Genomic DNA, 22,935 nt, shown 5'->3' on the forward strand with positions numbered 1-22,935 from the left:
TATGTCTGGATGCCGCAACCCGTCCCCGACCTCTCCGTCGCCGAGCTCCGCATCGTCAAGGCGGTGGGGGACACGGGGTCCGTGACGGCCGCCGCGACCGCACTCGGGTACAGCCAGCCCGCCGTGAGCCAGCAGATCCGCCGCCTCGAGACGCGGTTGGGGATGGCGGTCGTGGAACGGGTGGGACGGCGGATGCGGCTCACCGAGGCCGGGCGCATCCTCGCCCGCCACGCCACGTCGATCACGACGGCGCTCGGCGCGGTGGCCGGTGAGCTCGCCGACCTCGGCGGCGGCCGGATCGGCACGGTGCGGCTCGTCGGGTTCCCCTCCGCTTCGCCGACGATCCTCCCGCGCCTCATGCGCCGGCTCGCCGCATCCGACCCGGGTCTCTCGCTGACGTACGTCGAGGCGGAACCGCCCGAGGCGGTCGCCGCCGTCCGCGCCGACCGGGCCGACGTCGCGTTGACCTTCAGCCACCCGGGCGACGGCACCGACGCGCACGGCGACAGCATCCGGGGGCTCGACGCCCGCCGCATCGGCGCCGAAGACCTCCTCCTCGTGCTGCCCGACGGGCACGCCCGCAGCACCGAGGAGGTCGTCGACCTCAGGGCGCTCGCCGACGACGATTGGATCGCGGGATGCCCGCGGTGCCGCAGCCACCTGCTGGACTCCTGCGAACGCGCGGGATTCGCGCCCCGCATCCGTTTCGAGACCGACAACGTCGCCGCCGTCGAACAGCTGGTCGCGCAGGGTGTGGGCGTCGCGACGCTGCCGCGGCTCGCGGTGGCGTCCTTCCCCCTCGTCGCCGGCGTGATCACCCGCCCGCTGGCGTCGGGGGACCGGCGCGACCTGCACGCGGTCTCGGCCCGCGGGGCCGCCGGGGTGCCGGCGGTCGCGACCGTGCTGTCGCACCTCGCCGCCGCGGTCGGCGACATGACGGCACCCGGCCCGGAGGTCCCCGCGGCGAAGTAGGGTGAGCCCCATGCAGCAGCGACCTCTCGCCTCCACCGGCCGTTCCGTCTCCGCCATCGGCCTCGGCACATGGCAACTCGGTGCCGACTGGGGGGACGTCTCCGAAGCCGATGCGCTCGACGTCCTCGCCGTCTCCGTCGAGGCCGGCGTCACCCTGTTCGACACCGCCGACGTCTACGGCGACGGTCGCAGCGAGACCCTCATCGGCCGCTTCCTGGCGTCGCACCCGGGCCACGGCGTGACCGTGGCGACCAAGATGGGGCGGCGCCTCGCGCAGGAACCCGAGAACTACACCCCCGAGAACTTCCGCGCGTGGACCGACCGGTCACGGCGCAACCTCGGCGTCGACACGCTCGATCTCGTGCAGCTGCACTGCCCGCCGTCGGCGGTGATCGACGCCGACGAGACCTACGACGCCCTCGACGCCCTCGTCGACAGCGGTGCGATCGCCGCGTACGGCGTCTCGGTCGAGACCTGCGCGCAGGCCCTCTCCGCGATCTCGCGGCCCGGGGTGACCAACGTGCAGATCATCTTCAACCCGTTCCGGCTGAAGCCGCTCGACGAGGTGCTGCCGGCCGCCGAGGCCGCCGGCGTGGCGATCTTCGCCCGGGTGCCGCTCGCCTCGGGCCTCCTCAGCGGGCGTTACAGCGCGTCGACCTCGTTCGCGGCGAACGACCACCGCACCTTCAACCGGCACGGCGAGGCGTTCGACCGCGGTGAGACGTTCTCGGGCGTCGACTTCGAGACGGGGCTCGTCGCGGTGGATGAGCTCAGCGCGGCGCTGCCCGACGGCGTGTCACTGCCGGCGGCATCCCTCGCCTGGATCGCGTCCCGTCCAGGCGTCACCTCCGTCATCCCGGGCGCGCGCACGACGGCGCAGGCGCAGAGCAACGCCGACGCCGGCGCGATCGACCCCGCCGTCCTCGACACGTTCGCGGCCGCCGTCGTCGACGTGTACGACCGCCGGCTCCGCGCGGACATCCACCCGCAGTGGTGATCGGGGTGGGGATGCCGCGCGCCGCCGTGCGTGCGACATCGCTACCGTGAGGGCATGATCGTCGAGGCCTCCGGGGTGCTGTTCCGCTGGGAGTCGCGGAGGGACGACTGGTACTTCATCCCCCTCCCGGCGGAGGTGAGTGCGGACATCCGCGAGGTACCGCGACCCGGGCGGGGATTCGGATCCATCCCCGTGGGGGTGACGGTCGGGTCGTCGTCCTGGCGGACCTCGATCTTCCCCGACGCGGCGCGCGGGGGGTACGTCCTGCCGCTCAAGCGCTCGGTCCGCGAGCGCGAGGGGATCTCCGAGGGCGACACGGTCTCCGTCCGTCTCGACGTCCAGGACGGCTGAGCCGTGTCCGTGCCCTGGGCCGCACTCTCGGACCCGGTCGCGATCGTCGCGGTCGTCCTCGCCTACGCCTGGCTGGCCGTCGCCACGGTCGTCCTCGCGGTCATCGACGTCCGCACGCACCGGCTGCCCAACGCGTGGGTGCTCCCCGGCTACCCCGTGCTCGGCGGGCTGCTGCTCGTTGCGTGCCTCGCCGGAGCCCCGTGGTCGTCCCTCCTGCGCGCCGCCGTCGGAGGCGCCGCGCTGTTCGTCTTCTACCTCGTGCTGCGCGCGGCAGGGGGCGGGATGGGCGGGGGAGACGTGAAACTCGCCGGCGTCCTCGGTATGGCGCTCGGGTGGGCGGGGTGGTACGCGCTCGCCGTCGGGGCCGTGGCCGGGTTCGTCTTCGGCGGCGTGTACGGCGCGCTGCTGCTCGCGACCCGACGCGCCTCCCGGCGCACCGCCGTCGCCTTCGGACCGTGGATGCTGCTGGGCGCCTGGACCGGCATCCTCCTCGGCGCCGACGTGGCGGACCGTCTCGGCCTGTGACGTCGCGGGCGGTGCGTGCCAGATCCGCCTCGACGATGCAAGGGGAGCGGGGCCGGTGCGTCCGCCTCGCTACCGTGAGAACATGGCCGATCGCACGAAGACCCCGCTCGTCCCGCGCCTGATCGCCCGCGCGCTGTCATGGCGGATCGTGCGGGCTTACCTCCGCTACAGCGAGCGGCGCGGTCCCCTCCTGGCCGACAGCGTGACCTATCGCACGCTCTTCAGCGTGTTCGCCGGAGTCCTGCTCGGCTTCTCCGTCGCAGCGCTCTGGCTGTCGGGCAACCCGCAGGCCTGGCAGAGTCTCATCGACGCGGTCGACGGCGTGATCCCCGGTCTCGTGGGCGAGGGCGGCGTCATCGACACGAAGGACCTCGGTCAACCGATCGCGTTCTCGCTCACCGGCGTGTTCTCCCTCGTGGGTCTCGTCCTCGCGGCGATCGGTGCGATCGGGTCGCTGCGCACCTCGCTGCGGGTGATCGCCGACAAGGTCCACGACGACACCCTGTTCATCATCGTCCTCGGCCGCAATCTCGTCCTGGCCGTCGCCATCGGGGTCGGGCTGGCCGCCGCAGCGGCCGCGACCGTCCTCGGCACCGCGGGCGTCGGTCTGGTCGCCGACGTCCTGGGCGTCTCCGCCGACAGCCCGGTGACGGTCGGCCTGAGTGCCGCGGTCGGCATCCTCGTCACCTTCGTCCTCGACACGGCGGTCGTCGCGCTCCTGTTCCGCACGCTCTCGGGTGTGCGCGCGCCCGCGCGGGCGCTCTGGACCGGGGCTCTGCTGGGCGGTTTCGGACTGACCGTGCTGCAGCAGCTGTCGAGCCTGTTCGTCGGGGGCGCCGGCTCCAACCCGCTGCTCGCCACCTTCGCCTCGCTCATCGCGCTGCTGCTGTGGATCAACCTGTCGTGCCAGGTCATCCTCATCGCCTCGGCGTACATCGTGGCGGCCACGCTCGAGAGCGAGGACCGCGTCCGTCGCGTGCACGGCGCGACGACGCTGATCGAGCGCCGCGTCCAGACCGCCGAGGATCAGGTGAAGGCGGCGGCCGACGAGCTGCAGGCCGCGCGCGAAGCGCTGGCGGCCGAGCGTTCCGCGGACTGACGGGCTCCTTCGTCACCGCGTCGTCACCGCTGTGTGAACTCTGGCGCATCCACTCGATGCGCACAGTCCGGGTGTGTACCTTCGTACCGTGAAGAACCCGCGACTTCAGCCGACCCACCCGATCGCCCTCGCGCCCGTGCAGTCGCCCGAGCCCACCGTCGACGGGTTCGTGACGCAGTACCTGCGCAATCTCAACAACGGCCGCGGCGTGGCCCTGTCGACCTCGACGGCCAACGATCGCTACTTCGCGCTCGCCGCCACCGTGCGCGACTACCTCATGGCGCGGTGGCTCGAGGACGTGCGTCGGCAGCGGTCGACCCAGGCCAAGGGCGTCGCCTACCTCTCGGCGGAATACCTGCTCGGTCGGCAGCTCGACAACAACCTGCTCGCGACGGGCCTCACCGACATCGCGGCCGAGGCCCTCGTCGCATGCGGTCTCGACCTGGAGGACGTCCGCGCGCTCGAGGTCGAGCCGGGACTCGGCAATGGCGGTCTCGGCCGCCTCGCGGCCTGCTTCATCGACTCGCTCGCGACGCTCGGCGTGCCGAGCATCGGTTACGGCATCCGGTACGAGTACGGCATCTTCCGTCAGACCTTCGTCGACGGACAGCAGGTCGAGCAGGCCGACTCGTGGCTCGCGCTCGGCTCGCCGTGGGAGTTCCCCCACCCCGAAGCCGCGCAGACCATCTCGTTCGGCGGCCACACCGAGCAGTACGACGACGAGGGCGTCACGCGCACGCGTTGGGTGCCGTCGTGGAACGTCCTCGCCGTGCCGTACAACTACATGGTCCCGGGCTACCACAACGGCCGCGTCAACACGCTGCGCCTGTGGAGCGCACAGGCCACCCAGGGTTTCGACCTGCGCGTCTTCAACGCGGGCGACTATCAGGAGGCCGTGCGCGCGCAGACCTACGCCGAGAACATCTCGAAGGTGCTCTACCCCGAGGACTCCACCCCGCAGGGCAAGGAGCTGCGCCTGCAGCAGCAGTACTTCTTCGTCGCGGCATCCATCAGCGATTTCGTGAACCTCATCCTGCCGAGCGACTTCGACCTCGCGAAGCTGCCCGATCGGGTCGTCTTCCAGCTCAACGACACCCACCCCGTCATCGGTGTCCCCGAGTTGATGCGCGTCCTCGTCGACGAGAAGAAGCTCGAATGGGATGCCGCTTGGCAGATCACCCGGCAGTGCTTCGCCTACACGTGCCACACCCTGCTGCCCGAGGCGCTCGAGGTGTGGCCGGCCGACCTGCTGGGGCGCCTGCTGCCGCGGCACCTCGAGATCATCTACCGGATCAACGACGAGTTCCTCGAAGAGGTGCGCGAGCGCTTCGGCGATGACGAGGACCGCGTCCGGCGGATGTCGATCATCTCGCCCGACGGCTCCGTGCGGATGGCGTACCTCGCCACGGTCGCCGGGTCCAAGGTCAACGGCGTCGCCGAGCTGCACTCGCAGCTGCTGCGCGAGAAGGTGCTGCCGGACTTCGACGAGTTCTTCCCCGGCAAGTTCACGAACGTCACGAACGGGGTCACGCCGCGCCGGTTCATCCGTCTCGCCAACCCCGGACTGTCGCGCCTCATCACCGACACGATCGGACCGGGCTGGCTCACCGACCTCGACCGGCTGCGCGAGCTCGAGGACTACGCCGACGACACCGCCTTCCACGCCGCGTTCCGCGCGGTGAAGGCGTCCAACAAGCGCGTGCTCGCCCGCACCCTCGCCGACCGCGACGGGTTCGCCGTGGCCGACGACCATCTGCTCGACGTCATGGTGAAGCGCCTGCACGAGTACAAGCGCCAGACGCTCAAGCTCCTCCACATCATCACGGAGTACGACGCCATCGCCTCGGGCCGCGTCACACCCGACCAGGTCACCCCCCGCACCTTCGTGTTCGGCGCCAAGGCCGCTCCCGGCTACGCGATGGCCAAGCGCATCATCCACCTCATCAACGCCGTCGGCAGCGTCGTCAACTCCGACCCGCGGGTCGAGGGGCGCCTCGCGGTCCTGTTCCCGCCCAACTACAACGTCACCCTCGCCGAGCGGGTCGTCCCCGCGGCCGACCTCTCCGAGCAGATCTCGCTGGCCGGCAAGGAGGCGTCGGGCACCGGCAACATGAAGTTCGCCCTCAACGGCGCACTCACGATCGGGACGGACGACGGCGCGAACGTCGAGATCCGCGAGCTCGTCGGTGACGAGAACTTCTTCCTGTTCGGGATGTCCGAGCCGGAGGTCGCCGACCTGCAGACGCGCGGCTACCACCCGATCGACTTCGTCCGCGCCGACGAGAACCTGTCGCGGGCGCTCGACCTCATCTCCTCGGGGGCGTTCTCGGGCGGCGATGCGTCGGTGTTCGAACCGGTCGTGTCCAACCTGATCCACCACGACCCGTTCATGGCCCTCGCGGACTACACCGACTACGTCGCGGCGCAGAAGCGGGTCGACGAACTGTACGCGGATCGGGATGCCTGGACCCGAGCCGCGATCCTCAACGTCGCGCGATGCGGGTTCTTCTCGTCCGACCGGTCCATGCGCGATTACATCGACCGCATCTGGCACACGCCGCCGCTCGTCTGACCTCCGCGGATATCACCGCGTCGGCGGGCTGACAAGGCGCGGCGGTGCCGGTGGGGTGCCGGGCTAAAGTCGGTGTCGGAGGTACATCATGGCAATCGCACGACTTCACGGCGGCCCGCTCGACGGCCAGGTCATCCCGCTCGAGGAGGACACGGATCGACTGATCCTGCCCTACAGCGAGACGCAGATCACCTACGAGCGCGCGGGCGCCGACGAGAACACCGGGGAGGGCGACGGACCGACGTCCGCCGACTTCCGTTTCGTCGCCGCGCAGGACGACATCGACCCGTCCGCCGACGAGCGTGACGACCGTTCGACCCTTGACGACTGAGCCGGAGCACTCGCTCGAGATCGAGCGCACCTACGACGTCGACGCCGGGACGCCATTGCCCGATTGGGCCAGGCTTCCCGGCGTCGCCGCCGTCGGCCCGCCGGAGCCGCGCGACCTCGACGCGCACTACCTCGACACCGCGGACGGCGCGCTCGGGCGCGCGCGGGTCGCGCTGCGTCGTCGGAGCGGCGGACCGGACGAAGGCTGGCACATCAAGCGCGTGACGCCGGAAGGCAAGGCGGAGTCGCGCTGGCCGCTGGATGCCGCGGGCTCCGATGCCATCGTGGTGCCCGCGGCGATCGAGGATGTCCTCGCCCCTGTCGCATCGCCCCCGTTCGCGCCGCTCGCGCGCATCCGCAACGCCCGCACCGCGTATGCGCTCCTCGATGCGGAGGGGAATCTCCTCGCGGAGTTCGTCGACGACAGGGTCACCGCCACCGACGTCCGCCGGGGTGTCGAGACGTCCTGGCGCGAGTGGGAGCTCGAGCTCGGTCCGGCCGCGCCGACGGATGCCGCGGCCCGCGACGCGCTCTTCGCCGCGGCGGACGAGCTCGTCCGCGCCGTCGGGGGAGAGGTGTCGGGGTCGGGCTCCAAGCTCGAACGCGCCCTCGGTCTCTGACTCGCGCAGGCCGCAACGCACTGACGCCGCCCCCGGCTTCGTTCGGGGCGGCGTCAGTCGTGATGGTCAGGTTACTGAAGACCCATGCGTTCCGATAGGTCTTCCCTGTCTGATCAGAGGTTGATCATGTGGCCGGCGAGGCCGTGGAAGGCCTCCTGCAGGCCCTCGGACAGCGTCGGGTGCGTGTGCACGTTCCGCGCGGCCTCGAGGGCGGTGAGGTCCCACTTCTGCGCGAGCGTCAACTCGGGCAGGAGCTCCGACACGTCGGGGCCGATGAGGTGGCCACCGAGCAGTTCGAGGTGCTCGGCATCCGCGATCAGCTTCACGAACCCGACCGGCTCGCCCAGGCCGTTGGCCTTGCCGTTGGCCGAGAAGGGGAACTTCGCGACCTTGACGTCGTAGCCGGCGTCGCGCGCCTGCTGCTCCGTGAGGCCGAACGAGGCCACCTGCGGCGAGCAGAACGTCGCACGCGGCATGTTGCGGTAGTCCCCGAGCGTCTGCGTCTCCGCCTTGCCGATCGTCTCGGCGGCGACGACGCCCTGCGCCTCGGCGACGTGCGCGAGCTGCAGCTTGGCGGTCACGTCGCCGATGGCGTAGACGCCGTCGACGTTCGTGCGCATGTAGTCGTCGATCTCGATGGCACCGCGGTCGGTGAGCTTGACACCGGTGTTCTCGAGCCCGAAGCCCTCGACACGCGGGGCGAATCCGATCGACATGAGGACCTTGTCCGCCTCGATCTGGCCCTTCGCGCCGTCGGAGTTCGCGGAGTACGACACGGTGACCTTGTCGCCCGAGTCGACGACGGACTCGACCTTGGTCGAGGTGAGGATCTCGATGCCGTACTTCTTGTACTGCCGCTGGATCTCCTTCGAGACCTCGACGTCCTCGTTGGGGAGAGCGCGGTCGAGGAACTCGATGATCGTGACCTTGACGCCGTAGTTGCTCATCACGAAGGCGAACTCCATGCCGATCGCGCCGGCACCGACGATGACGATCGAGTTCGGCAGGTCGCGCGTGAGGATCTGCTCCTCGTAGGTGACGACGTTCTCGCTGAGGGTGACACCCGGCAGCAGACGCACGGTCGAGCCGGTCGAGATGATCACGTTGTCGGCCGTGACGGTCTCCTTCGAGCCGTCCTCCTTCGTGACCTCGATGGACTTCGCGTCGATGAACGAGCCGCGACCCTGGTACTCGGTCACCTTGTTCTTCTTCATGAGGAAGTGGATGCCCTTGACGTGGGTCTCGGCGACCTTGCGGCTGCGGTCCCATGCGGTGCCGAAGTCGAAGTTCACGTCACCGCTGATGCCGAAGAGGTCGGCCTTGTGGGTGAAGGTGTGCGCGAGGTCCGCGTTCTTCAGGAGCGCCTTGGAGGGGATGCACCCGACGTTGAGGCAGACACCGCCCCAGTACTTCTCTTCGATGATGGCGGTGGACAGTCCGAGCTGTGCGGAGCGGACGGCCGCGACATAGCCGCCGGGGCCGGCACCGAGGATGACGACGTCGTAGTGAGGCATGCGTCCAGCCTAGTCCGCTGCCGGTGGCCTCACTCCTTCGTCTCGCCCCGTCGACCGCGGACGATCGCGACCGCGATCACGACGCCGACGGCGAGGAAGATGATGCCTCCGCCCACCGCGTAGGGGACCGCGTTGAACCCTTCCGACGACCCTTCCGCCTGCTCGCCGGCCGATTCGCCGCACTCCTCGACCGCCGCGACCTTCCCGTCCTCACCCACCGAGAACGTGAACTGATCCGAGAGAGGATGCCCGTCGCTCGAGACGATCCGCCACTGGACGAGGACCGCCCCCTCGACCGGTCCGTCGACCGCCTGGGTGACGACGTTGTCCGCGACCTCGGGATCCCCGGCGGCCAGCGAACGGCACGATTCGTCGTAGACCGCCACGACCGTCGCACCCGACTCCGTCGAGGGCGTCGCACTGAACGTCAGCGAGATCTCCTCCGGGGTGGTTCCGAGGACGGCGTCGGCGGCCGGATCGGAGCTGAGCAACTCGTCGTGGGCCGCGGCGGGGGAGGCGGGAGCGAGCAGCAGCGCGGCGGCGACCGCTGCGGCGGCGATCGCGCCACCGCGACGGCGCATGCGGGGGTTCGTGGACGTCGACATGGTGGCGACGCTAATCGAACGCATGCCGCCGCTCCCCGGCCCTGTCGTCTGCGCCACGGGCCCGCTACCATGTCGCCTCGGCGTGGACCCGGCCACCGTGAGCGGGAGCGATCGGTTACTGTGGGAGAAGGAGGACATCGTGGACGAGAATCAGCGACCGGGCGGCGACATCCATCGGGGTGCCGAGACGTCGGCGCACCCGCGTCTTGTGGATTCGACGCAGACGTTCGGGCACGACTCGGACCTCTCCTTCGTGCCCTTCGGCACCGAGTTGACGGCCGCCGAGGTCGAGGCGATCAACGCCCTCCCGGCGCGTGCCGCGCTCCTCATCGTCCGGTCTGGGCCGACGGCGGGCGCGCGGTACCTGCTCGACACCGACGTGACGACCGTGGGCCGCCACCCCGAGGCCGACATCTTCTTCGACGATGTGACCGTCTCCCGGCGTCACGCGGAAATCACCCGCACGGGCGCCACGTTCGAGTTGATCGACCAGCGCTCGCTCAACGGCACCTACGTCAACGGCGAGCGTGTCGACCGCGCGACCCTCACCGACGGGGCCGAGGTGCGCGTCGGCAAGTTCCGCCTCAACTTCTTCGTCGCTCCGGCAGAGCGGGCGATCGGCGCGTGAGCCCGGCCGCCGCCACCCGGGGACGAGCTGCGTCCTCGGGGTCCTTGAGCATCGGCCAGGTCCTCGCCCGTTTGAGCCCGGAGTTCCCCGCCCTCACCGCGAGCAAGCTCCGCTTCCTCGAGGTGCAGGGGATCGTCACGCCCGTCCGCACCGAGTCCGGGTACCGCAAGTTCTCCGCCGCCGACGTGGAGCGGCTGCGCACGGCCCTCAGCATGCAGCGTGATTTCGGCATCCCGTTGGCGCGGATCCGCGAGTACCTCGAGGAACACGGCGACGACGTGGCGCCCGTCCCGCCGGCATCCATCGTCCAGACCTCGCGTCGCTACCGTCGTGACGAGCTCCTCAGCACCGCCGGCGCCTCGGCGACGCTGCTGAACGAAGCGGTGTCCGCCGGTCTCATCGCGCCCTCCGACTCGTTCGACGAGCGTGCGCTCGGCGTGCTCCGTTCCCTCGTCGCGCTCGACGCGCACGGGATCCAGCCCCGCCACATCCGCACCATCCGGCAGAGCGCCGAGCGCGAGGTGTCGCTCATCGAGAGCGCCATCGCCCCGCTGCTGCGCCGCGCGGATGCCGGTTCCCGAGCGAAGGCCAACGAGATCGCGCCCGAACTGGCCCGTCGACTTGAAGAGATCCGACAGGTGTTCGTCGCCGCAGCGCTCGATCGTCTGACCCCGTGACCGTCCGCGACACGCCGGACGCGGCGAGTCGGATGTCGTTGCCGGAGGCACCTCGGTCCTCTAGCGTGGAATCACCGATCACCCGCAGGAGGCCCCGATGACCGCGCACGATGCGCTGGGCGAGCAGAAGTTCTCGACCGAACTCCTGTTCACCGACGGCCTCCCCGAGATGGACGACGAAGTCGGTTACCGCGGAGCCCAGGCGGCACGGGCTGCCGGCATCACCTACCGGCAGCTCGACTACTGGGCCCGTACCGAGCTCGTCGAGCCCACGGTCCGCGGCGCGAGCGGTTCGGGATCGCAGCGGCTCTACGGGTTCCGCGACATCCTCGTTCTGAAGCTCGTGAAGCGGCTCCTCGACACGGGGATCTCGCTCCAGCAGATCCGCATCGCCGTCGATCAGCTGCGCGCGGCGGGTATCCGCGATCTTGCGGGGACGACTCTCATGAGCGACGGTGCGTCGGTGTACCTCTGCACCTCCAACGACGAGGTCATCGACCTCGTCAGCCGCGGGCAGGGCGTCTTCGGCATCGCCGTCGGCAAGGTCCTCCGCGAGGTCGAGACCACCCTGGTCGACTTCGAGGCCCAGCAGCCGGAACAGGTCGACGAGCTGGCTGCTCGTCGGGCCGCGCGCTCCGCCTGACGCACGCCGCATTCCCGCACGCGCGGAGGATGCTCTCGCGCGCCCGGGTGCCGGACGGTCAGGCGGGGGAGGCGGCGCCCGAGACGGGGATGCGACCCGTGCGGACGATCCGGTCGAGCAGCGAATCGAAGTCGGCGGCGAGTTCCTGCGCGGAGTCGCCGGGCCAGATGTGCAGCGGCTTCGCCGCACCCTGCGCCTGCTGCAGGGAGGTGCGCTCGGGGAGCTGGGGGGTCAGCACGAGCGGCCCGAACATGTCGCGCAGTTCCTTGATGCGGAACTGGTGCTCGATGGACTGCGGACGGACGCGGTTGACGACGATGCCGAGGGGCTGCAGGCGGGGGGACAGGCCGCGGCGGATCTCCTCGATCGCGCGGAGCGCACGGTCCGCTGCCGCGACGGAGAAGAGACCCGGCTCGGTCACGACGACGACGCGGTCGGATGCCGCCCACGCGGTGCGCGTGAGGGCGTTCAGCGATGGCGCGCAGTCGATGAGCACCAGGTCGTAGTCGGCCTCGATGGTCGCGAGGGCCTCCTCGAGCTTCCACACGTCGCGGACGCTCGGGTGCGGACCGTCGAAGTTGATCGCGGAGGGGCTGCCGATCATGACGTCGATCGTGCCGGGGTGCACCTTCGCCCAGCCGCTCGAGGTGATGGCCTGACGGACCACCTTCTCCTTGGGGTTGGCGAGGACGTCGGCGACGTTGAGCCGACCCGCCACCTGGATGTCCATGCCCGTCGACACGTCGGACTGCGGGTCCAGGTCGACGACAAGGGTCCGCACCCCGCGCGCGAACGCCGCGGAGGCGAGGCCCAGGGTCACGGTCGTCTTGCCGACGCCACCTTTGAGGGAGCTGACGGAGAGTACGTGCACAAGCGACCACGTTACCGTCCCCTAGGCTGTGAGGGTACTCAGCCCGTACCTCGGCGGCCCCGACGGAGTGGCCCCGCACCCAGTGAGGTGAAGAGCATGTTTCGCAAGATTCTGGTCGCCAATCGCGGAGAGATCGCCATCCGCGCATTCCGCGCCGCGTATGAGCTCGGGGCGCGGACGGTCGCCGTCTTCCCGTATGAAGACCGCTACTCGCTGCACCGGCTGAAAGCCGACGAGGCGTACCAGATCGGCGAGGTGGGCCACCCCGTCCGCGCGTACCTCGACGTCGACGAGATCATCCGCGTCGCGCTCGAGAGCGGCGCCGATGCGATCTACCCGGGCTACGGATTCCTGTCGGAGAATCCCGAGCTGTCCGCGAAGGCCGCCGACCATGGGATCGCCTTCATCGGTCCGTCCTCGACGGTGCTCGAGATGGCCGGCAACAAGGTCACCGCCAAGCAGCACGCGATCGCCGCGGGTGTGCCGGTGCTGCGTTCGACGGAGGCGTCGGACGACATCGACGCGCTGGTCGCGCAGGCATCCGATATCGGCTTCCCGATCTTCGTGAAGGCCGTCGCCGGCGGCGGCGGTCGCGGGATGCGGCGGGTCGAGCACCCCGACGCCCTCCCGCCCGCGCTGTCGGAGGCGATGCGCGAGGCGGGGAGCGCGTTCGGGGATCCGCGTGTCTTCCTCGAGCAGGCCGTGCAGCGGCCGCGTCACGTCGAGGTGCAGATCCTCGCGGATGCGGCGGGGAACACGGTCCACCTGTTCGAGCGCGACTGCTCGGTGCAGCGTCGCCACCAGAAGGTGGTCGAGATCGCACCCGCGCCGGGCCTCTCGGACGAGATCCGCCGCGACCTCTACGCGTACGCCGTCGCGTTCGCGAAGTCCATCTCGTACGTGAACGCGGGAACCGTCGAGTTCCTCCTCGAGACCGCCGGTCCCCGCGCGGGCGAGGTCGTCTTCATCGAGATGAACCCCCGCATCCAGGTCGAGCACACCGTTACCGAAGAGGTCACCGACGTCGACCTCGTGCAGTCGCAGATGCGCATCGCCGCGGGCGCGACCCTCGAGGACCTGGGCCTGCGCCAGGAGCAGATCCACCTGCGCGGCGCCGCCCTGCAGTGCCGCATCACGACGGAGGATCCCGCGCACGGCTTCCGCCCCGACACCGGCAAGATCACGACCTACCGCTCGCCGGGCGGTGCCGGCATCCGTCTGGACGGCGGGACGACCGCGGCCGGCTCGCAGATCAGCCCGCACTTCGACTCCATGCTGGCCAAGCTGACGTGCCGGGGGCGCGACTTCGAGGCCGCGGTCGTCCGCTCCCGTCGCGCGCTGGCGGAGTTCCGCATCCGCGGTGTGTCGACGAACATCCCGTTCCTGCAGCGGGTGCTCGACGACCCGGCCTTCGCCGCCGGCGACCTGAGCACGGCGTTCATCGACGAGCGGCCCGAGCTCGTGCAGGGTCGTGAGTCGAAGGACCGTGGCTCCAAGATCGTGTCCTGGCTCGCGGACGTGACGGTCAACCGCCCGAACGGCGACAGCCCCGTCCACACGGACCCCGCCGCGAAGCTGCCGGTCGTCGACCTGAATGCAGCCCCTGCCCCCGGGTCGCGGCAGCGTCTGCTCGAGCTCGGCCCGAAGGGCTTCGCCGAGGCGCTCCGCGCGCAGGACGGACTCGCCGTCACGGAGACGACCTTCCGCGACGCACACCAGTCCCTGCTCGCGACCCGCGTGCGCACGAAGGACCTCGTCCGCGTCGCCCCGCACGTCGCCCGGCTGACCCCGCAGCTGCTGTCGGTCGAGGCGTGGGGAGGTGCGACCTACGACGTCGCCCTCCGCTTCCTCGGCGAGGACCCGTGGGAGCGTCTCGACGCGCTCCGCTCCGCCCTGCCGAACGTCGCGATCCAGATGCTCCTGCGCGGTCGCAACACTGTCGGCTACACGCCGTACCCGACGAAGGTCACGGATGCGTTCGTCGCGGAGGCCGCGGCATCCGGTGTCGACATCTTCCGCATCTTCGACGCGCTCAACGACGTCAGTCAGATGCGGCCCGCGATCGAGGCGGTCCTCGCCACCGGCACCGCCGTCGCCGAGGCGGCGATCTGCTACACCGGCAACCTGCTCGACCCCGCCGAGGACCTGTACACGCTCGACTACTACCTGCGCCTCGCGGAGCAGGTCGTGGATGCCGGCGCCCACATCCTCGCGATCAAGGACATGGCGGGGCTGCTGCGTCCGGCTGCCGCGGCGCGGCTCGTGTCGGCCCTGCGGGAGCGCTTCGACCTGCCGGTCCACGTGCACACCCACGACACGGCCGGCGGTCAGCTGGCGACACTCCTCGCGGCCAGTGCGGCCGGAGCGGATGCCGTCGACGCGGCCGCCGCGCCGATGTCGGGCACGACGAGCCAGCCCTCGCTGTCGGCGCTGGTCGCCGCGCTGGCGGACACGGAGCGCGACACCGGACTCGACCTGCAGGCGGTCTCGGACCTCGAGCCGTACTGGGAGGCGGTCCGCAACCTCTACGCACCGTTCGAGTCGGGTCTGCCCGGCCCCACCGGGCGCGTCTACCACCACGAGATCCCCGGCGGCCAGCTCTCGAACCTGCGTCAGCAGGCGATCGCCCTCGGGCTGTCGGAGGACTTCGAGCTCATCGAGGACATGTACGCCGCGGCCAACCGGATCCTCGGCCGGGTCCCGAAGGTCACGCCCTCGTCGAAGGTCGTGGGCGACCTCGCCCTGCACCTCGCGGCCGTGAAGGCCGACCCGGCTGACTTCGAAGCGAACCCGGAGAAGTACGACGTGCCGGACTCGGTCGTCGGCTTCATGGCCGGCGAGCTCGGCGACCTGCCCGGCGGCTGGCCGGAGCCCTTCCGGTCGAAGGTGCTCGCGGGACGCTCCGTGAAGGTGGGCGTGACCGACATCTCCGCAGAGGATGCCGCGGCTCTCGACGCGGACTCGGCGACGCGACGCGAGAAGCTCAACCGGCTGCTCTTCCCCGCTCCGACGAAGGCGTTCCATGAGGTCCGTGACACGTTCGGCGACCTCAGCGTCCTCGACACCATCGATTACCTGTACGGGATGAAGCCGGGCCAGGAGCATGTGGTCGAGATCGAGCGGGGCGTGCAGCTCTACGTCGGTCTTGAGGCGATCGGCGAGGTCGATGACAAGGGGATGCGGACGGTCATGGCGACCCTGAACGGTCAGCTGCGCCCGGTCACCGTCCGCGATCGCTCGGTCGCCGTCGAGGCCCGCCAGGCCGAGAAGGCCGACACGTCGAAGCCGGGTCAGGTCGCCGCACCGTTCTCGGGTGTCGTCACCGTGAAGGCCGACGAGGGCGCGAAGGTGCGCGCGGGGGAGCCCGTGGCATCCATCGAGGCGATGAAGATGGAGGCGGCCATCACCGCCCCCATCGACGGCGTCGTCGAGCGCATCGTCATCGCCCCCACCGCGCAGGTGGAGGCGGGTGACCTTTTGCTCGTCGTCCGTCCCGCGGACTAACCTGGTGCGTCGGGCTTTGCGAGGCCCCAGATCCACCAGGAGTGACCCCCGTGATGCGTGAGCGCGACAACGAGATGTCCGAGGACGTCGACAACGGTGTGCTGGAGCGCACCGACAACCTCGAGACGACCGGCATCGGCATCGTCGACGGGACGACGGCCCAGATCGACCTGACGCTCCCGGCGCTCGCGGACGATGACGACGACTACGTCGACGACGACGACATCGCCCCGGTCGGGAATGACGAGGCCGAGCGGACCTCGGACGACGGCCACGACGAGGCATCCGTCGTCTCCGCATCGCGGCCCGAGGACGAGTCTCCTGCCCCGACAGCCGACACCCAGGACGACATCGTCGACGCGGAGGTCGTCCCGGCGACGGTCCCGCCGGCGACGGGGGTGACCCGGCGTGCGATCCACCATCCCGCGGGAGCCGACAAGCACGCCCTCGAGCGTGTGCGCGGGGTCCGCGTCGACGAAGAACCCCTGCAGTCCCGCCGTCTCGACCAGCTCTCGGCCGACCGCGAGAGCCCGGACCTGCTCACCGCCGATCGGCTCATCGACCGGTCCCGCGTCGCCGCGCCCGAGCCCGAAGGCGCCTGGCAGCGTCTCGTCTACGCCGCGAGCTTCCGTCGGGTCCTCCTCGCGGAGAGCCCGAAGGTCCGCGCACGCAAGGAGCTCGACCGCCGCATCACCGCGCCGCTCACCGGCGGAGCGAAGTTCGTGCCCGTGCTCTCGCGCAAGGGCGGCGTCGGGAAGACGAGTGTCACCACTCTGCTCGGGATGGCCCTCGCCGACGCGCGCGAGGACCGCATCATCGCCGTCGACGCGAACCCCGACCGCGGCACCCTCGCCGAGCGGATCGAGCGCACGAGCGGCAAGACCGTGCGCGACCTCGTCCGTGCGCGCGCCGACGTGACCGGGTTCAACGACCTCTCCGGGATCGTCGCGCGGGACGAGACGCGCCTCGACATCCTGGCCTCCGATGCTGACCCGCACCTGTCCGAGGCGTTCAGCGACCGCGATTACCACGACGTCGCCGCCATCGCCGCCCACTACTACTCGATCGTCCTCACCGACAGCGGCACCGGCATCGTGCACTCCGTCATGGACGCGACCCTCGAGCTCGCCGACCAGATCCTCATCGTCGCCGGACGCAGCGTCGACGAGGCCAAGCTGGCCTCCGAGACGCTGTCGTGGCTCGAGACGAACGGGTACGGCGAGCTCGCCCGCAACGCGGTGGTCGTGCTCAACACCTCCCGGCCGGGGGCGAGCCTCATCAAGCCGAGCGAGCTCGAATCCCACTTCCGCAGCCGCGTGCGCGCGGTCGTGACCATTCCGTACGACGCGCACATCGCGACCGGCGGTCCGATCTCGTTCCGCGAGCTGGCCGGCGCGACGCGCCTCGCCGCCCGCGAGCTGGCGGCCGTCGTCGTCGAGGGGCTGCGCGCGGCGGGAACGGTGCGCTGATGGCGGTCCGTCCCATCCGCCTGTTCGGCGACCCCGTCCTGCGGTCGGTGTGCGCCCCCATCGAGGACATCGACGAGGGCGTCGTCAGCCTGGTGTCGGACTTGGTCGACTCCGTCGCCGAACCGGGTCGTGCCGGCGTCGCGGCGCCGCAGATCGGCGTCGGCGTCCGCGCCTTCAGCTACAACGTCGACGGCGTCATCGGGTACATCCTGAACCCCACCCTCGAGGTCGCGGGCGATCCGGTGCCGACGGGGGAGGGATGCCTCTCGGTCCCCGGTCTCTGGCACGACGCCCTCCGCCACCCCTGGGCGCGAGTCACCGGCATCGACCTGCACGGTGACGAGCTCGTCATCGAGGGGGAGGGGCTGCTCGCACAGGCGCTGCAGCACGAATGCGACCACCTCGACGGGATGCTGTACCTCGACCGCCTGCCGAAGGACGTCCGGCGCCAGGCGATGCGCGAAGTGCGCGAGTCCGACTGGTTCTGACGCGCACATGACGAAGGGCCCCGGATCGCCGGGGCCCTTCGTCATGTGAGGGGGTGCGGGTCAGTTCCCGAGGGAGATGTTCGTGGTGGACACGTTCGCCTGATACAGCTCCTCGATGTCGTCGGCGAAGTCCGAGAGGATCACGTTCCGCTTGATGCTCATCTTCGGCGTCAGGTGACCGGATGCCTCGGTCCACTCGGTGTCGAGGATCACGAACTTGCGGATCGACTCCGCGCGCGAGACCGCCTTGTTGGCGCGGTCCACCGCGGACTGCACCTCGGCGAGCACCTTCGGGTGCGTGATCACCTGCGACATGGGCATGTCGGCGGCGAGTCCGTTGTTGGACATCCAGGTCGGCAGCATCTCGCGGTCGAGCGTGATGAGGGCGCCGATGAACGGCTTCTGGTCGCCCACGACGACCACCTGTCCGACGATGGGGTTCGCGCGGATGGGGTCCTCGAGGACGGCGGGGGCGACGTTCTTACCGCCGGCCGTCACGATGATCTCCTTCTTGCGCCCCGTGATGGTGAGGTAGCCCTCGGAGTCGAAGGTCCCGATGTCGCCCGTGCGGAACCAGCCGTCGTGGAAGGCCTCCGCGGTCGCCTCAGGGTTGCGCCAGTACTCCTTGAAGACGTTGATGCCGCGGACCTCGATCTCGCCGTCCTCGCCCAGCCGGACGCCGACGCCGGGGAGCGCGGGGCCCACCGTGCCGATCTTGGACTTCGTGGCGAGGTTCACGGTCGCCGGCGCGGTGGTCTCGGTGAGCCCGTAGCCTTCGAGGATCTGCACGCCGAGGCTGTGGAAGAAGTGACCGAGGCGCGGCCCGAGTGGCGCCGATCCCGAGACGGCGTGCGTCACACGCCCGCCCATCGCAGTGCGCAGCTTGCTGTAGACGAGGCGGTCGAAGAGCGCGAACTTGATCTTCATCCCGAGCGGGATCTTCTCGCCGTCCTGCAGGCGGCGGGAGTGCTCGACGGCGACGGCCGCCGCGGCCCGGAAGATCTTGCCCTTGCCGCCCGCCTCCGCCTTCTGCTCGGCCGAGTTGTAGACCTTCTCGAACACACGCGGCACCGCGAGCAGGTACGTCGGCTTGAACGAGCCGAGTCCGGCGAGCAGCTTCGTCGTGTCGGGCTCGTGGCCCGTCTTCACCCCGGCGTGGATGTTGAGGATCGAGATGAACCGTGCGAACACGTGCGCGAGGGGGAGGAAGAGGAGGGTCGCGGCCCCGGGCTGCTCGACGACCTCGTGGAGCGCCTTGGCGGAGTTGCGGGAGAGCTCGACGAAGTTCTTGTGGGTGAGGACGCAGCCCTTGGGCCGGCCGGTCGACCCCGACGTGTAGATGAGGGTCGCGATGTCGTCGGCGTTGGCCAGCGAACGGCGGCGCTCGATCTCGTCGTCGGTGATCTCGGTGCCCCGTGCGCGCAGGCTGTCGAGGTCCCCGGTGCCCATCGTCCACACCTCGCGCACGAGCGGGACCTCCGAGCGGATCTCGGCGACACGCTCGGCGTGGGTCGCGTTCTCGACCACCATCGCGACGGCGCCCGAGTCGGCGAGGATCCAGTTGATCTGCGACGCGGAGCTGGTCTCGTAGACCGGCACCATGACGGCTCCTGCGAAGAAGAGCGCGAAGTCGACGAGGGTCCAGTCGTAGGTCGTCCGTGCAAGGAAGGCGACCTTGTCGCCGGGCTGGATGCCGCTGGCCGCGAATCCCTTCGCGAGCGCGATCACCTCGCGGTGGAACTCCGCTGCGGTCACGTCTCGCCATCCGTCCCCGTCCGGGACGGCGAACAGGGCCAGCGACGGCGTCGCCTTCACCCGCTCGACGAGGATGTCCGAGGTGTTCGCGGTCGGGTCGGCGGGCACGATGGCGGGGACGTCGAATTGTACGGCGCTCATGGGCGGCAACTCCTTCGGTACCGGGTGGCGTCAGGTGCGACCGAGTCTAGGCCATCGTGAGCCTCGATCCCACGGCCGCGGCGGCCCGTCGCACCCCGTTAGACTCACGGATGCCGTGCGCCCGCACGCGCGGAGGGGAGTGGTGTGCTCAACGTCGGCATCGACATCGGTGGAACCAAGATCGCGGGAGGCATCGTCGACCCGGACGGCACGATCGTCGACCGGCGCCGTGTCCCCACCCCCGCCGATCCCCACGCGCTGGCGGACGCCGTCGCCGCCATGGTGGACGACCTCGTCACCGACCGGGTGGTGCACGCCGTGGGCGTGGCCGCGGCCGGCTTCATCGATGCGAGCCGGTCCGTCATCCTGCACGCCCCGAACATCGACTGGACCGACGAGCCGCTCCGCGACGAGCTGGAGCGACGCATCGGACGTCCCGTCACCCTCGAGAACGATGCCAACGCGGCCGGGTGGGGCGAGTTCCGCTTCGGTGCCGGTCGGGACGTCCGCGACATGGTGATGATCACCCTCGGCACGGGCGTGGGCGGCGCGGCGATCATCGACGGCGAGCTGCTCGTCGGCGGCAACGGCATCGGCGGCGAGCTCGGCCACATCCGCTTCGAGCGCGGCGGCCGCCCCTGCGGCTGCGGTCAGAACGGATGCCTCGAGCAGTACGCGTCGGGGCGTGCCCTGCAGCGCGAAGCGGCGGACATCGCCGCATCCGGCGCCCTCGGCGCGGGCCTCGCCGCCGCGCGGACCGCCGACGGGATCGTGCCGGCAGCGGCCATGGAGCGACTCATCGCGGACGGCGACGCCGGCGCCCTCGAGGCGGTCCACCGCGTCGCGACGGCCCTCGGTGAGGCGTGCGGCGGCTTCCAGGCCGTCCTCGACCCGGCCCTGTTCGTCATCGGCGGCGGTGTCGCCGACCTGGGGGAGCGGCTCCTCCACCCGGTGCGCGAGGCCTACGCGACGGCGCTGCCGGGCTACGGCGAGCGGCCGGTCGCATCCTTCGCCATCGCCACCCTCGGCAACGACGCCGGCCTGATCGGCGTCGCCGACCTCGCAGGAGGCCGGGTCTGAGATGGTCTACTGGGTCCTGAAGTACCTCATCATCGGACCGATCGTGAAGGCGATCTTCCGTCCGTGGATCGTGGGTCGGAGCAACATCCCGGCGACCGGGGCCGCCATCATCGCCAGCAACCACCTGTCGGTCAGCGACTCGATCTTCCTGCCGCTGATGATCGACAGGCCGATGTCCTTCCTCGCCAAGAGCGACTACTTCACGGGCAAGGGGCTGAAGGGCTGGGCCACCCGCGTCTTCATGCAGGGCACCGGCCAGATCCCGATCGACCGCACGGGCGGCAAGGCCTCCGAGGCATCCCTGAACACCGGACTCCAGGTGCTCGGTCGCGGCGACCTGCTCGGGATCTACCCCGAGGGCACCCGCAGCCCCGACGGCAAGCTGTACCGCGGTCGGACGGGCCTCGCGCGGATGGCGCTGACGGCGCGCGTCCCGGTGATCCCGGTCGTCATGATCGGCACCGACGACGTCATGCCGATCGGCCGGTCGATCCCGCGGGTCGGGCGGGTCGGCATGGTCATCGGCGAGCCCCTCGACTTCAGCCGCTTCCACGGCATGGAGTCCGACCGCTTCGTCCTGCGCTCGGTGACCGACGAGATCATGGTGGCCCTTCAGCGCATGGGGGAGCAGAAGTACGAGGACGTCTACGCCTCCACCGTGAAGCACCGGCGCCCGGCATCCGCGTCCTGAGCTCTCGCTGCGCCGTCGCGGCCCCCCGTCACACGGCCGGGGGCGCCGTCCGCCGCCGCTAGAATTGGCGGATGCCCACTCCTCTCGACCACTGGCGCTCGCTCCCGATCAAGCAGCAGCCGTTGTGGCCCGACGCGGATGCGGTCGCCGCCGTCTCCGCCGAGATCGCGACCCTTCCGCCCCTCGTCTTCGCCGGCGAGGTCGACAACCTCCGCGCCCGCCTGGCGAACGCCGCCGCGGGCCAGGCTTTCCTGCTGCAGGGCGGCGACTGCGCCGAGACCTTCGCGGGTGCCACGGCACAGCAGATCCGCAACCGCATCAAGACGGTCCTGCAGATGGCGGTCGTCCTCACCTACGGCGCATCGATGCCGGTCGTGAAGATGGGGCGCATGGCGGGTCAGTTCGCCAAGCCGCGCTCGAGCGACACCGAGACGCGCGGCGACGTCACCCTGCCCGCGTACCGCGGCGACATCGTCAACGGCTACGACTTCACCGAGGCCTCGCGCACCGCCGACCCGCAGCGGCTCCTGAAGGGGTACCACACCGCGGCGTCGACGCTGAATCTCATCCGCGCCTTCACGCAGGGCGGGTTCGCGGACCTCCGCGAGGTGCACAGCTGGAATCAGGGCTTCGCGAAGAACCCCGCGAACCAGCGTTACGAGCGTCTCGCGGGCGAGATCGACCGGGCCATCAAGTTCATGGAGGCCGCGGGGGCGAACTTCGACGAGCTGCGCGGCGTGGAGTTCTACACCGGTCACGAGGGTCTGCTGATGGACTACGAGCACCCGATGACGCGCATCGACTCGCGCACGGACACGCCGTACAACACGTCGGCGCACTTCCTGTGGATCGGGGAGCGCACCCGCGACCTCGACGGCGCCCACGTCGACTACTTCTCGAAGATCCGCAACCCCATCGGCGTCAAGCTCGGACCGAGCACGTCGCCCGAGACCGCCTTGGCCCTCATCGACAAGCTCGACCCCGAGCGCGAGCCGGGGCGGCTCACCTTCATCACGCGGATGGGCGCCGGCAAGATCCGCGACGCCCTCCCGCCGCTGCTGGAGGCGGTGAAGGATGCCGGTGCCACGCCGCTCTGGGTGACCGACCCGATGCACGGCAACGGGATCACGACGCCGACCGGCTACAAGACGCGTCGCTTCGACGACGTCGTCGACGAGGTCCGCGGCTTCTTCGAGGCGCATCGCGCGGTCGGTACGTTCCCGGGCGGCATCCACGTCGAGCTCACGGGCGACGACGTGACCGAGTGCCTGGGCGGTTCCGAGATGATCGACGAGGCGACCCTCGCGACGCGTTACGAGTCGCTGTGCGACCCGCGCCTGAACCACATGCAGTCGCTCGAGCTCGCCTTCCTCGTCGCCGAGGAGCTCGGCAACCGCTGACGA

21 protein-coding genes are annotated in these 22,935 nt (G+C 70.4%); 17 read left to right on the forward strand and 4 right to left on the reverse strand.

Features of this window, described 5'->3' with window-relative positions; translation table 11 throughout:
- Positions 1-9: 9 nt before the first annotated feature.
- The 8 genes from Q9S36_RS00270 (at position 10) to Q9S36_RS00305 (ending at position 7,466) form a co-directional block, all read left to right on the forward strand.
- A complete protein-coding gene (locus Q9S36_RS00270; RefSeq protein WP_396653719.1) occupies positions 10-972 on the forward strand; it encodes a LysR family transcriptional regulator in 963 nt (320 codons plus the stop codon).
- Positions 973-982: 10 nt separating this feature from the next.
- Positions 983-1,969, forward strand: coding sequence for an aldo/keto reductase (locus Q9S36_RS00275; RefSeq protein WP_311283507.1), 987 nt, complete (start codon positions 983-985; stop codon positions 1,967-1,969).
- A gap of 54 nt (positions 1,970-2,023) precedes the next feature.
- A complete protein-coding gene (locus Q9S36_RS00280) occupies positions 2,024-2,320 on the forward strand; it encodes a DUF1905 domain-containing protein (RefSeq protein ID WP_311283508.1) in 297 nt (98 codons plus the stop codon).
- Between the two features lie 3 nt (positions 2,321-2,323).
- On the forward strand, positions 2,324-2,845 hold the full coding sequence (locus Q9S36_RS00285; RefSeq protein ID WP_311283509.1) for an A24 family peptidase: 522 nt from the start codon (positions 2,324-2,326) through the stop codon (positions 2,843-2,845).
- A gap of 82 nt (positions 2,846-2,927) precedes the next feature.
- A complete protein-coding gene (locus Q9S36_RS00290) occupies positions 2,928-3,944 on the forward strand; it encodes a YihY/virulence factor BrkB family protein (RefSeq protein WP_311283510.1) in 1,017 nt (338 codons plus the stop codon).
- A gap of 88 nt (positions 3,945-4,032) precedes the next feature.
- Positions 4,033-6,516 carry a glycogen/starch/alpha-glucan phosphorylase gene (locus Q9S36_RS00295; RefSeq protein WP_311283511.1) on the forward strand — a complete coding sequence of 828 codons (2,484 nt, stop codon included), beginning with the start codon at positions 4,033-4,035 and terminating at the stop codon, positions 6,514-6,516.
- A gap of 88 nt (positions 6,517-6,604) precedes the next feature.
- A complete protein-coding gene (locus Q9S36_RS00300; RefSeq protein ID WP_253034339.1) occupies positions 6,605-6,847 on the forward strand; it encodes a response regulator in 243 nt (80 codons plus the stop codon).
- Positions 6,837-7,466, forward strand: a complete 630-nt coding sequence (locus Q9S36_RS00305) for a CYTH domain-containing protein (RefSeq protein WP_311283512.1) — start codon at positions 6,837-6,839, stop codon at positions 7,464-7,466. The genes Q9S36_RS00300 and Q9S36_RS00305 overlap by 11 nt, the downstream gene beginning before the upstream one ends.
- Before the next feature lie 113 nt (positions 7,467-7,579).
- Here Q9S36_RS00305 and lpdA read toward each other — a convergent pair whose 3' ends face one another.
- Together lpdA and Q9S36_RS00315 are read right to left on the reverse strand one after the other, a co-directional pair.
- Positions 7,580-8,980, reverse strand: a complete 1,401-nt coding sequence (gene lpdA / locus Q9S36_RS00310; protein ID WP_253034337.1) for a dihydrolipoyl dehydrogenase — start codon at positions 8,978-8,980, stop codon at positions 7,580-7,582.
- 29 nt (positions 8,981-9,009) lie between these two features.
- Positions 9,010-9,585: a copper resistance protein CopC gene (locus tag Q9S36_RS00315; RefSeq protein ID WP_311283513.1), complete on the reverse strand. Its 576-nt coding sequence runs from the start codon at positions 9,583-9,585 to the stop codon at positions 9,010-9,012.
- 139 nt (positions 9,586-9,724) lie between these two features.
- On the opposite strand from Q9S36_RS00315, the gene Q9S36_RS00320 reads away from it, so the two are divergent.
- The 3 genes from Q9S36_RS00320 to Q9S36_RS00330 all read left to right on the forward strand — a co-directional run bounded on the left by Q9S36_RS00320 (position 9,725) and on the right by Q9S36_RS00330 (position 11,533).
- Entirely contained in the window at positions 9,725-10,213 is a 489-nt protein-coding gene (locus Q9S36_RS00320) for an FHA domain-containing protein (protein ID WP_253034336.1), read from the forward strand.
- Positions 10,214-10,257: 44 nt separating this feature from the next.
- Positions 10,258-10,890: a MerR family transcriptional regulator gene (locus tag Q9S36_RS00325; protein WP_064002361.1), complete on the forward strand. Its 633-nt coding sequence runs from the start codon at positions 10,258-10,260 to the stop codon at positions 10,888-10,890.
- 97 nt (positions 10,891-10,987) lie between these two features.
- Entirely contained in the window at positions 10,988-11,533 is a 546-nt protein-coding gene (locus Q9S36_RS00330; RefSeq protein WP_064002360.1) for a MerR family transcriptional regulator, read from the forward strand.
- 58 nt (positions 11,534-11,591) lie between these two features.
- Here Q9S36_RS00330 and Q9S36_RS00335 read toward each other — a convergent pair whose 3' ends face one another.
- Positions 11,592-12,404 (reverse strand): ParA family protein, encoded by an 813-nt coding sequence (locus Q9S36_RS00335; RefSeq protein WP_064002359.1) that lies wholly within the window; start codon positions 12,402-12,404, stop codon positions 11,592-11,594.
- Positions 12,405-12,500: 96 nt separating this feature from the next.
- On the opposite strand from Q9S36_RS00335, the gene Q9S36_RS00340 reads away from it, so the two are divergent.
- Genes Q9S36_RS00340 through Q9S36_RS00350 form a run of 3 tightly spaced genes read left to right on the forward strand, consistent with a single transcriptional unit; the run spans position 12,501 to position 17,865 of the window.
- Positions 12,501-15,908 (forward strand): pyruvate carboxylase, encoded by a 3,408-nt coding sequence (locus tag Q9S36_RS00340; protein WP_311283515.1) that lies wholly within the window; start codon positions 12,501-12,503, stop codon positions 15,906-15,908.
- A gap of 53 nt (positions 15,909-15,961) precedes the next feature.
- Entirely contained in the window at positions 15,962-17,377 is a 1,416-nt protein-coding gene (locus tag Q9S36_RS00345) for a MinD/ParA family protein (protein ID WP_311283516.1), read from the forward strand.
- On the forward strand, positions 17,377-17,865 hold the full coding sequence (locus tag Q9S36_RS00350) for a peptide deformylase (protein ID WP_253034333.1): 489 nt from the start codon (positions 17,377-17,379) through the stop codon (positions 17,863-17,865). Before Q9S36_RS00345 ends, Q9S36_RS00350 begins: the two co-directional genes overlap by 1 nt.
- 60 nt (positions 17,866-17,925) lie before the next feature.
- Here Q9S36_RS00350 and Q9S36_RS00355 read toward each other — a convergent pair whose 3' ends face one another.
- Positions 17,926-19,761, reverse strand: a complete 1,836-nt coding sequence (locus tag Q9S36_RS00355) for an AMP-dependent synthetase/ligase (protein ID WP_311283517.1) — start codon at positions 19,759-19,761, stop codon at positions 17,926-17,928.
- A gap of 144 nt (positions 19,762-19,905) precedes the next feature.
- Between Q9S36_RS00355 and Q9S36_RS00360 the strand changes: the two genes are divergently transcribed.
- The 3 genes from Q9S36_RS00360 (at position 19,906) to Q9S36_RS00370 (ending at position 22,932) form a co-directional block, all read left to right on the forward strand.
- Entirely contained in the window at positions 19,906-20,841 is a 936-nt protein-coding gene (locus Q9S36_RS00360; RefSeq protein WP_217531271.1) for an ROK family glucokinase, read from the forward strand.
- 1 nt (position 20,842) lies between these two features.
- Positions 20,843-21,532: a lysophospholipid acyltransferase family protein gene (locus Q9S36_RS00365; protein WP_311283518.1), complete on the forward strand. Its 690-nt coding sequence runs from the start codon at positions 20,843-20,845 to the stop codon at positions 21,530-21,532.
- Positions 21,533-21,603: 71 nt separating this feature from the next.
- Positions 21,604-22,932 carry a class II 3-deoxy-7-phosphoheptulonate synthase gene (locus tag Q9S36_RS00370; protein ID WP_064002353.1) on the forward strand — a complete coding sequence of 443 codons (1,329 nt, stop codon included), beginning with the start codon at positions 21,604-21,606 and terminating at the stop codon, positions 22,930-22,932.
- The last annotated feature ends 3 nt before the right edge of the window (positions 22,933-22,935 follow it).

It is taken from the genome of Microbacterium sp. ARD31, assembly GCF_031844425.1.

Bases quoted from the DNA above. Each gene is read 5' to 3' on its own strand.
- Q9S36_RS00370 (WP_064002353.1), top strand. From the start codon at position 21,604: ATGCCCACTCCTCTCGACCACTGGCGCTCGCTCCCGATCAAGCAGCAG.
- Q9S36_RS00290 (WP_311283510.1), top strand. From the start codon at position 2,928: ATGGCCGATCGCACGAAGACCCCGCTCGTCCCGCGCCTGATCGCCCGC.
- Q9S36_RS00365 (WP_311283518.1), top strand. From the start codon at position 20,843: ATGGTCTACTGGGTCCTGAAGTACCTCATCATCGGACCGATCGTGAAG.
- Q9S36_RS00275 (WP_311283507.1), top strand. From the start codon at position 983: ATGCAGCAGCGACCTCTCGCCTCCACCGGCCGTTCCGTCTCCGCCATC.
- Q9S36_RS00315 (WP_311283513.1), bottom strand. From the start codon at position 9,585: ATGTCGACGTCCACGAACCCCCGCATGCGCCGTCGCGGTGGCGCGATC.
- Q9S36_RS00270 (WP_396653719.1), top strand. From the start codon at position 10: ATGCCGCAACCCGTCCCCGACCTCTCCGTCGCCGAGCTCCGCATCGTC.
- lpdA (WP_253034337.1), bottom strand. From the start codon at position 8,980: ATGCCTCACTACGACGTCGTCATCCTCGGTGCCGGCCCCGGCGGCTAT.
- Q9S36_RS00300 (WP_253034339.1), top strand. From the start codon at position 6,605: ATGGCAATCGCACGACTTCACGGCGGCCCGCTCGACGGCCAGGTCATC.
- Q9S36_RS00350 (WP_253034333.1), top strand. From the start codon at position 17,377: ATGGCGGTCCGTCCCATCCGCCTGTTCGGCGACCCCGTCCTGCGGTCG.
- Q9S36_RS00280 (WP_311283508.1), top strand. From the start codon at position 2,024: ATGATCGTCGAGGCCTCCGGGGTGCTGTTCCGCTGGGAGTCGCGGAGG.
- Q9S36_RS00355 (WP_311283517.1), bottom strand. From the start codon at position 19,761: ATGAGCGCCGTACAATTCGACGTCCCCGCCATCGTGCCCGCCGACCCG.
- Q9S36_RS00330 (WP_064002360.1), top strand. From the start codon at position 10,988: ATGACCGCGCACGATGCGCTGGGCGAGCAGAAGTTCTCGACCGAACTC.
- Q9S36_RS00340 (WP_311283515.1), top strand. From the start codon at position 12,501: ATGTTTCGCAAGATTCTGGTCGCCAATCGCGGAGAGATCGCCATCCGC.
- Q9S36_RS00345 (WP_311283516.1), top strand. From the start codon at position 15,962: ATGCGTGAGCGCGACAACGAGATGTCCGAGGACGTCGACAACGGTGTG.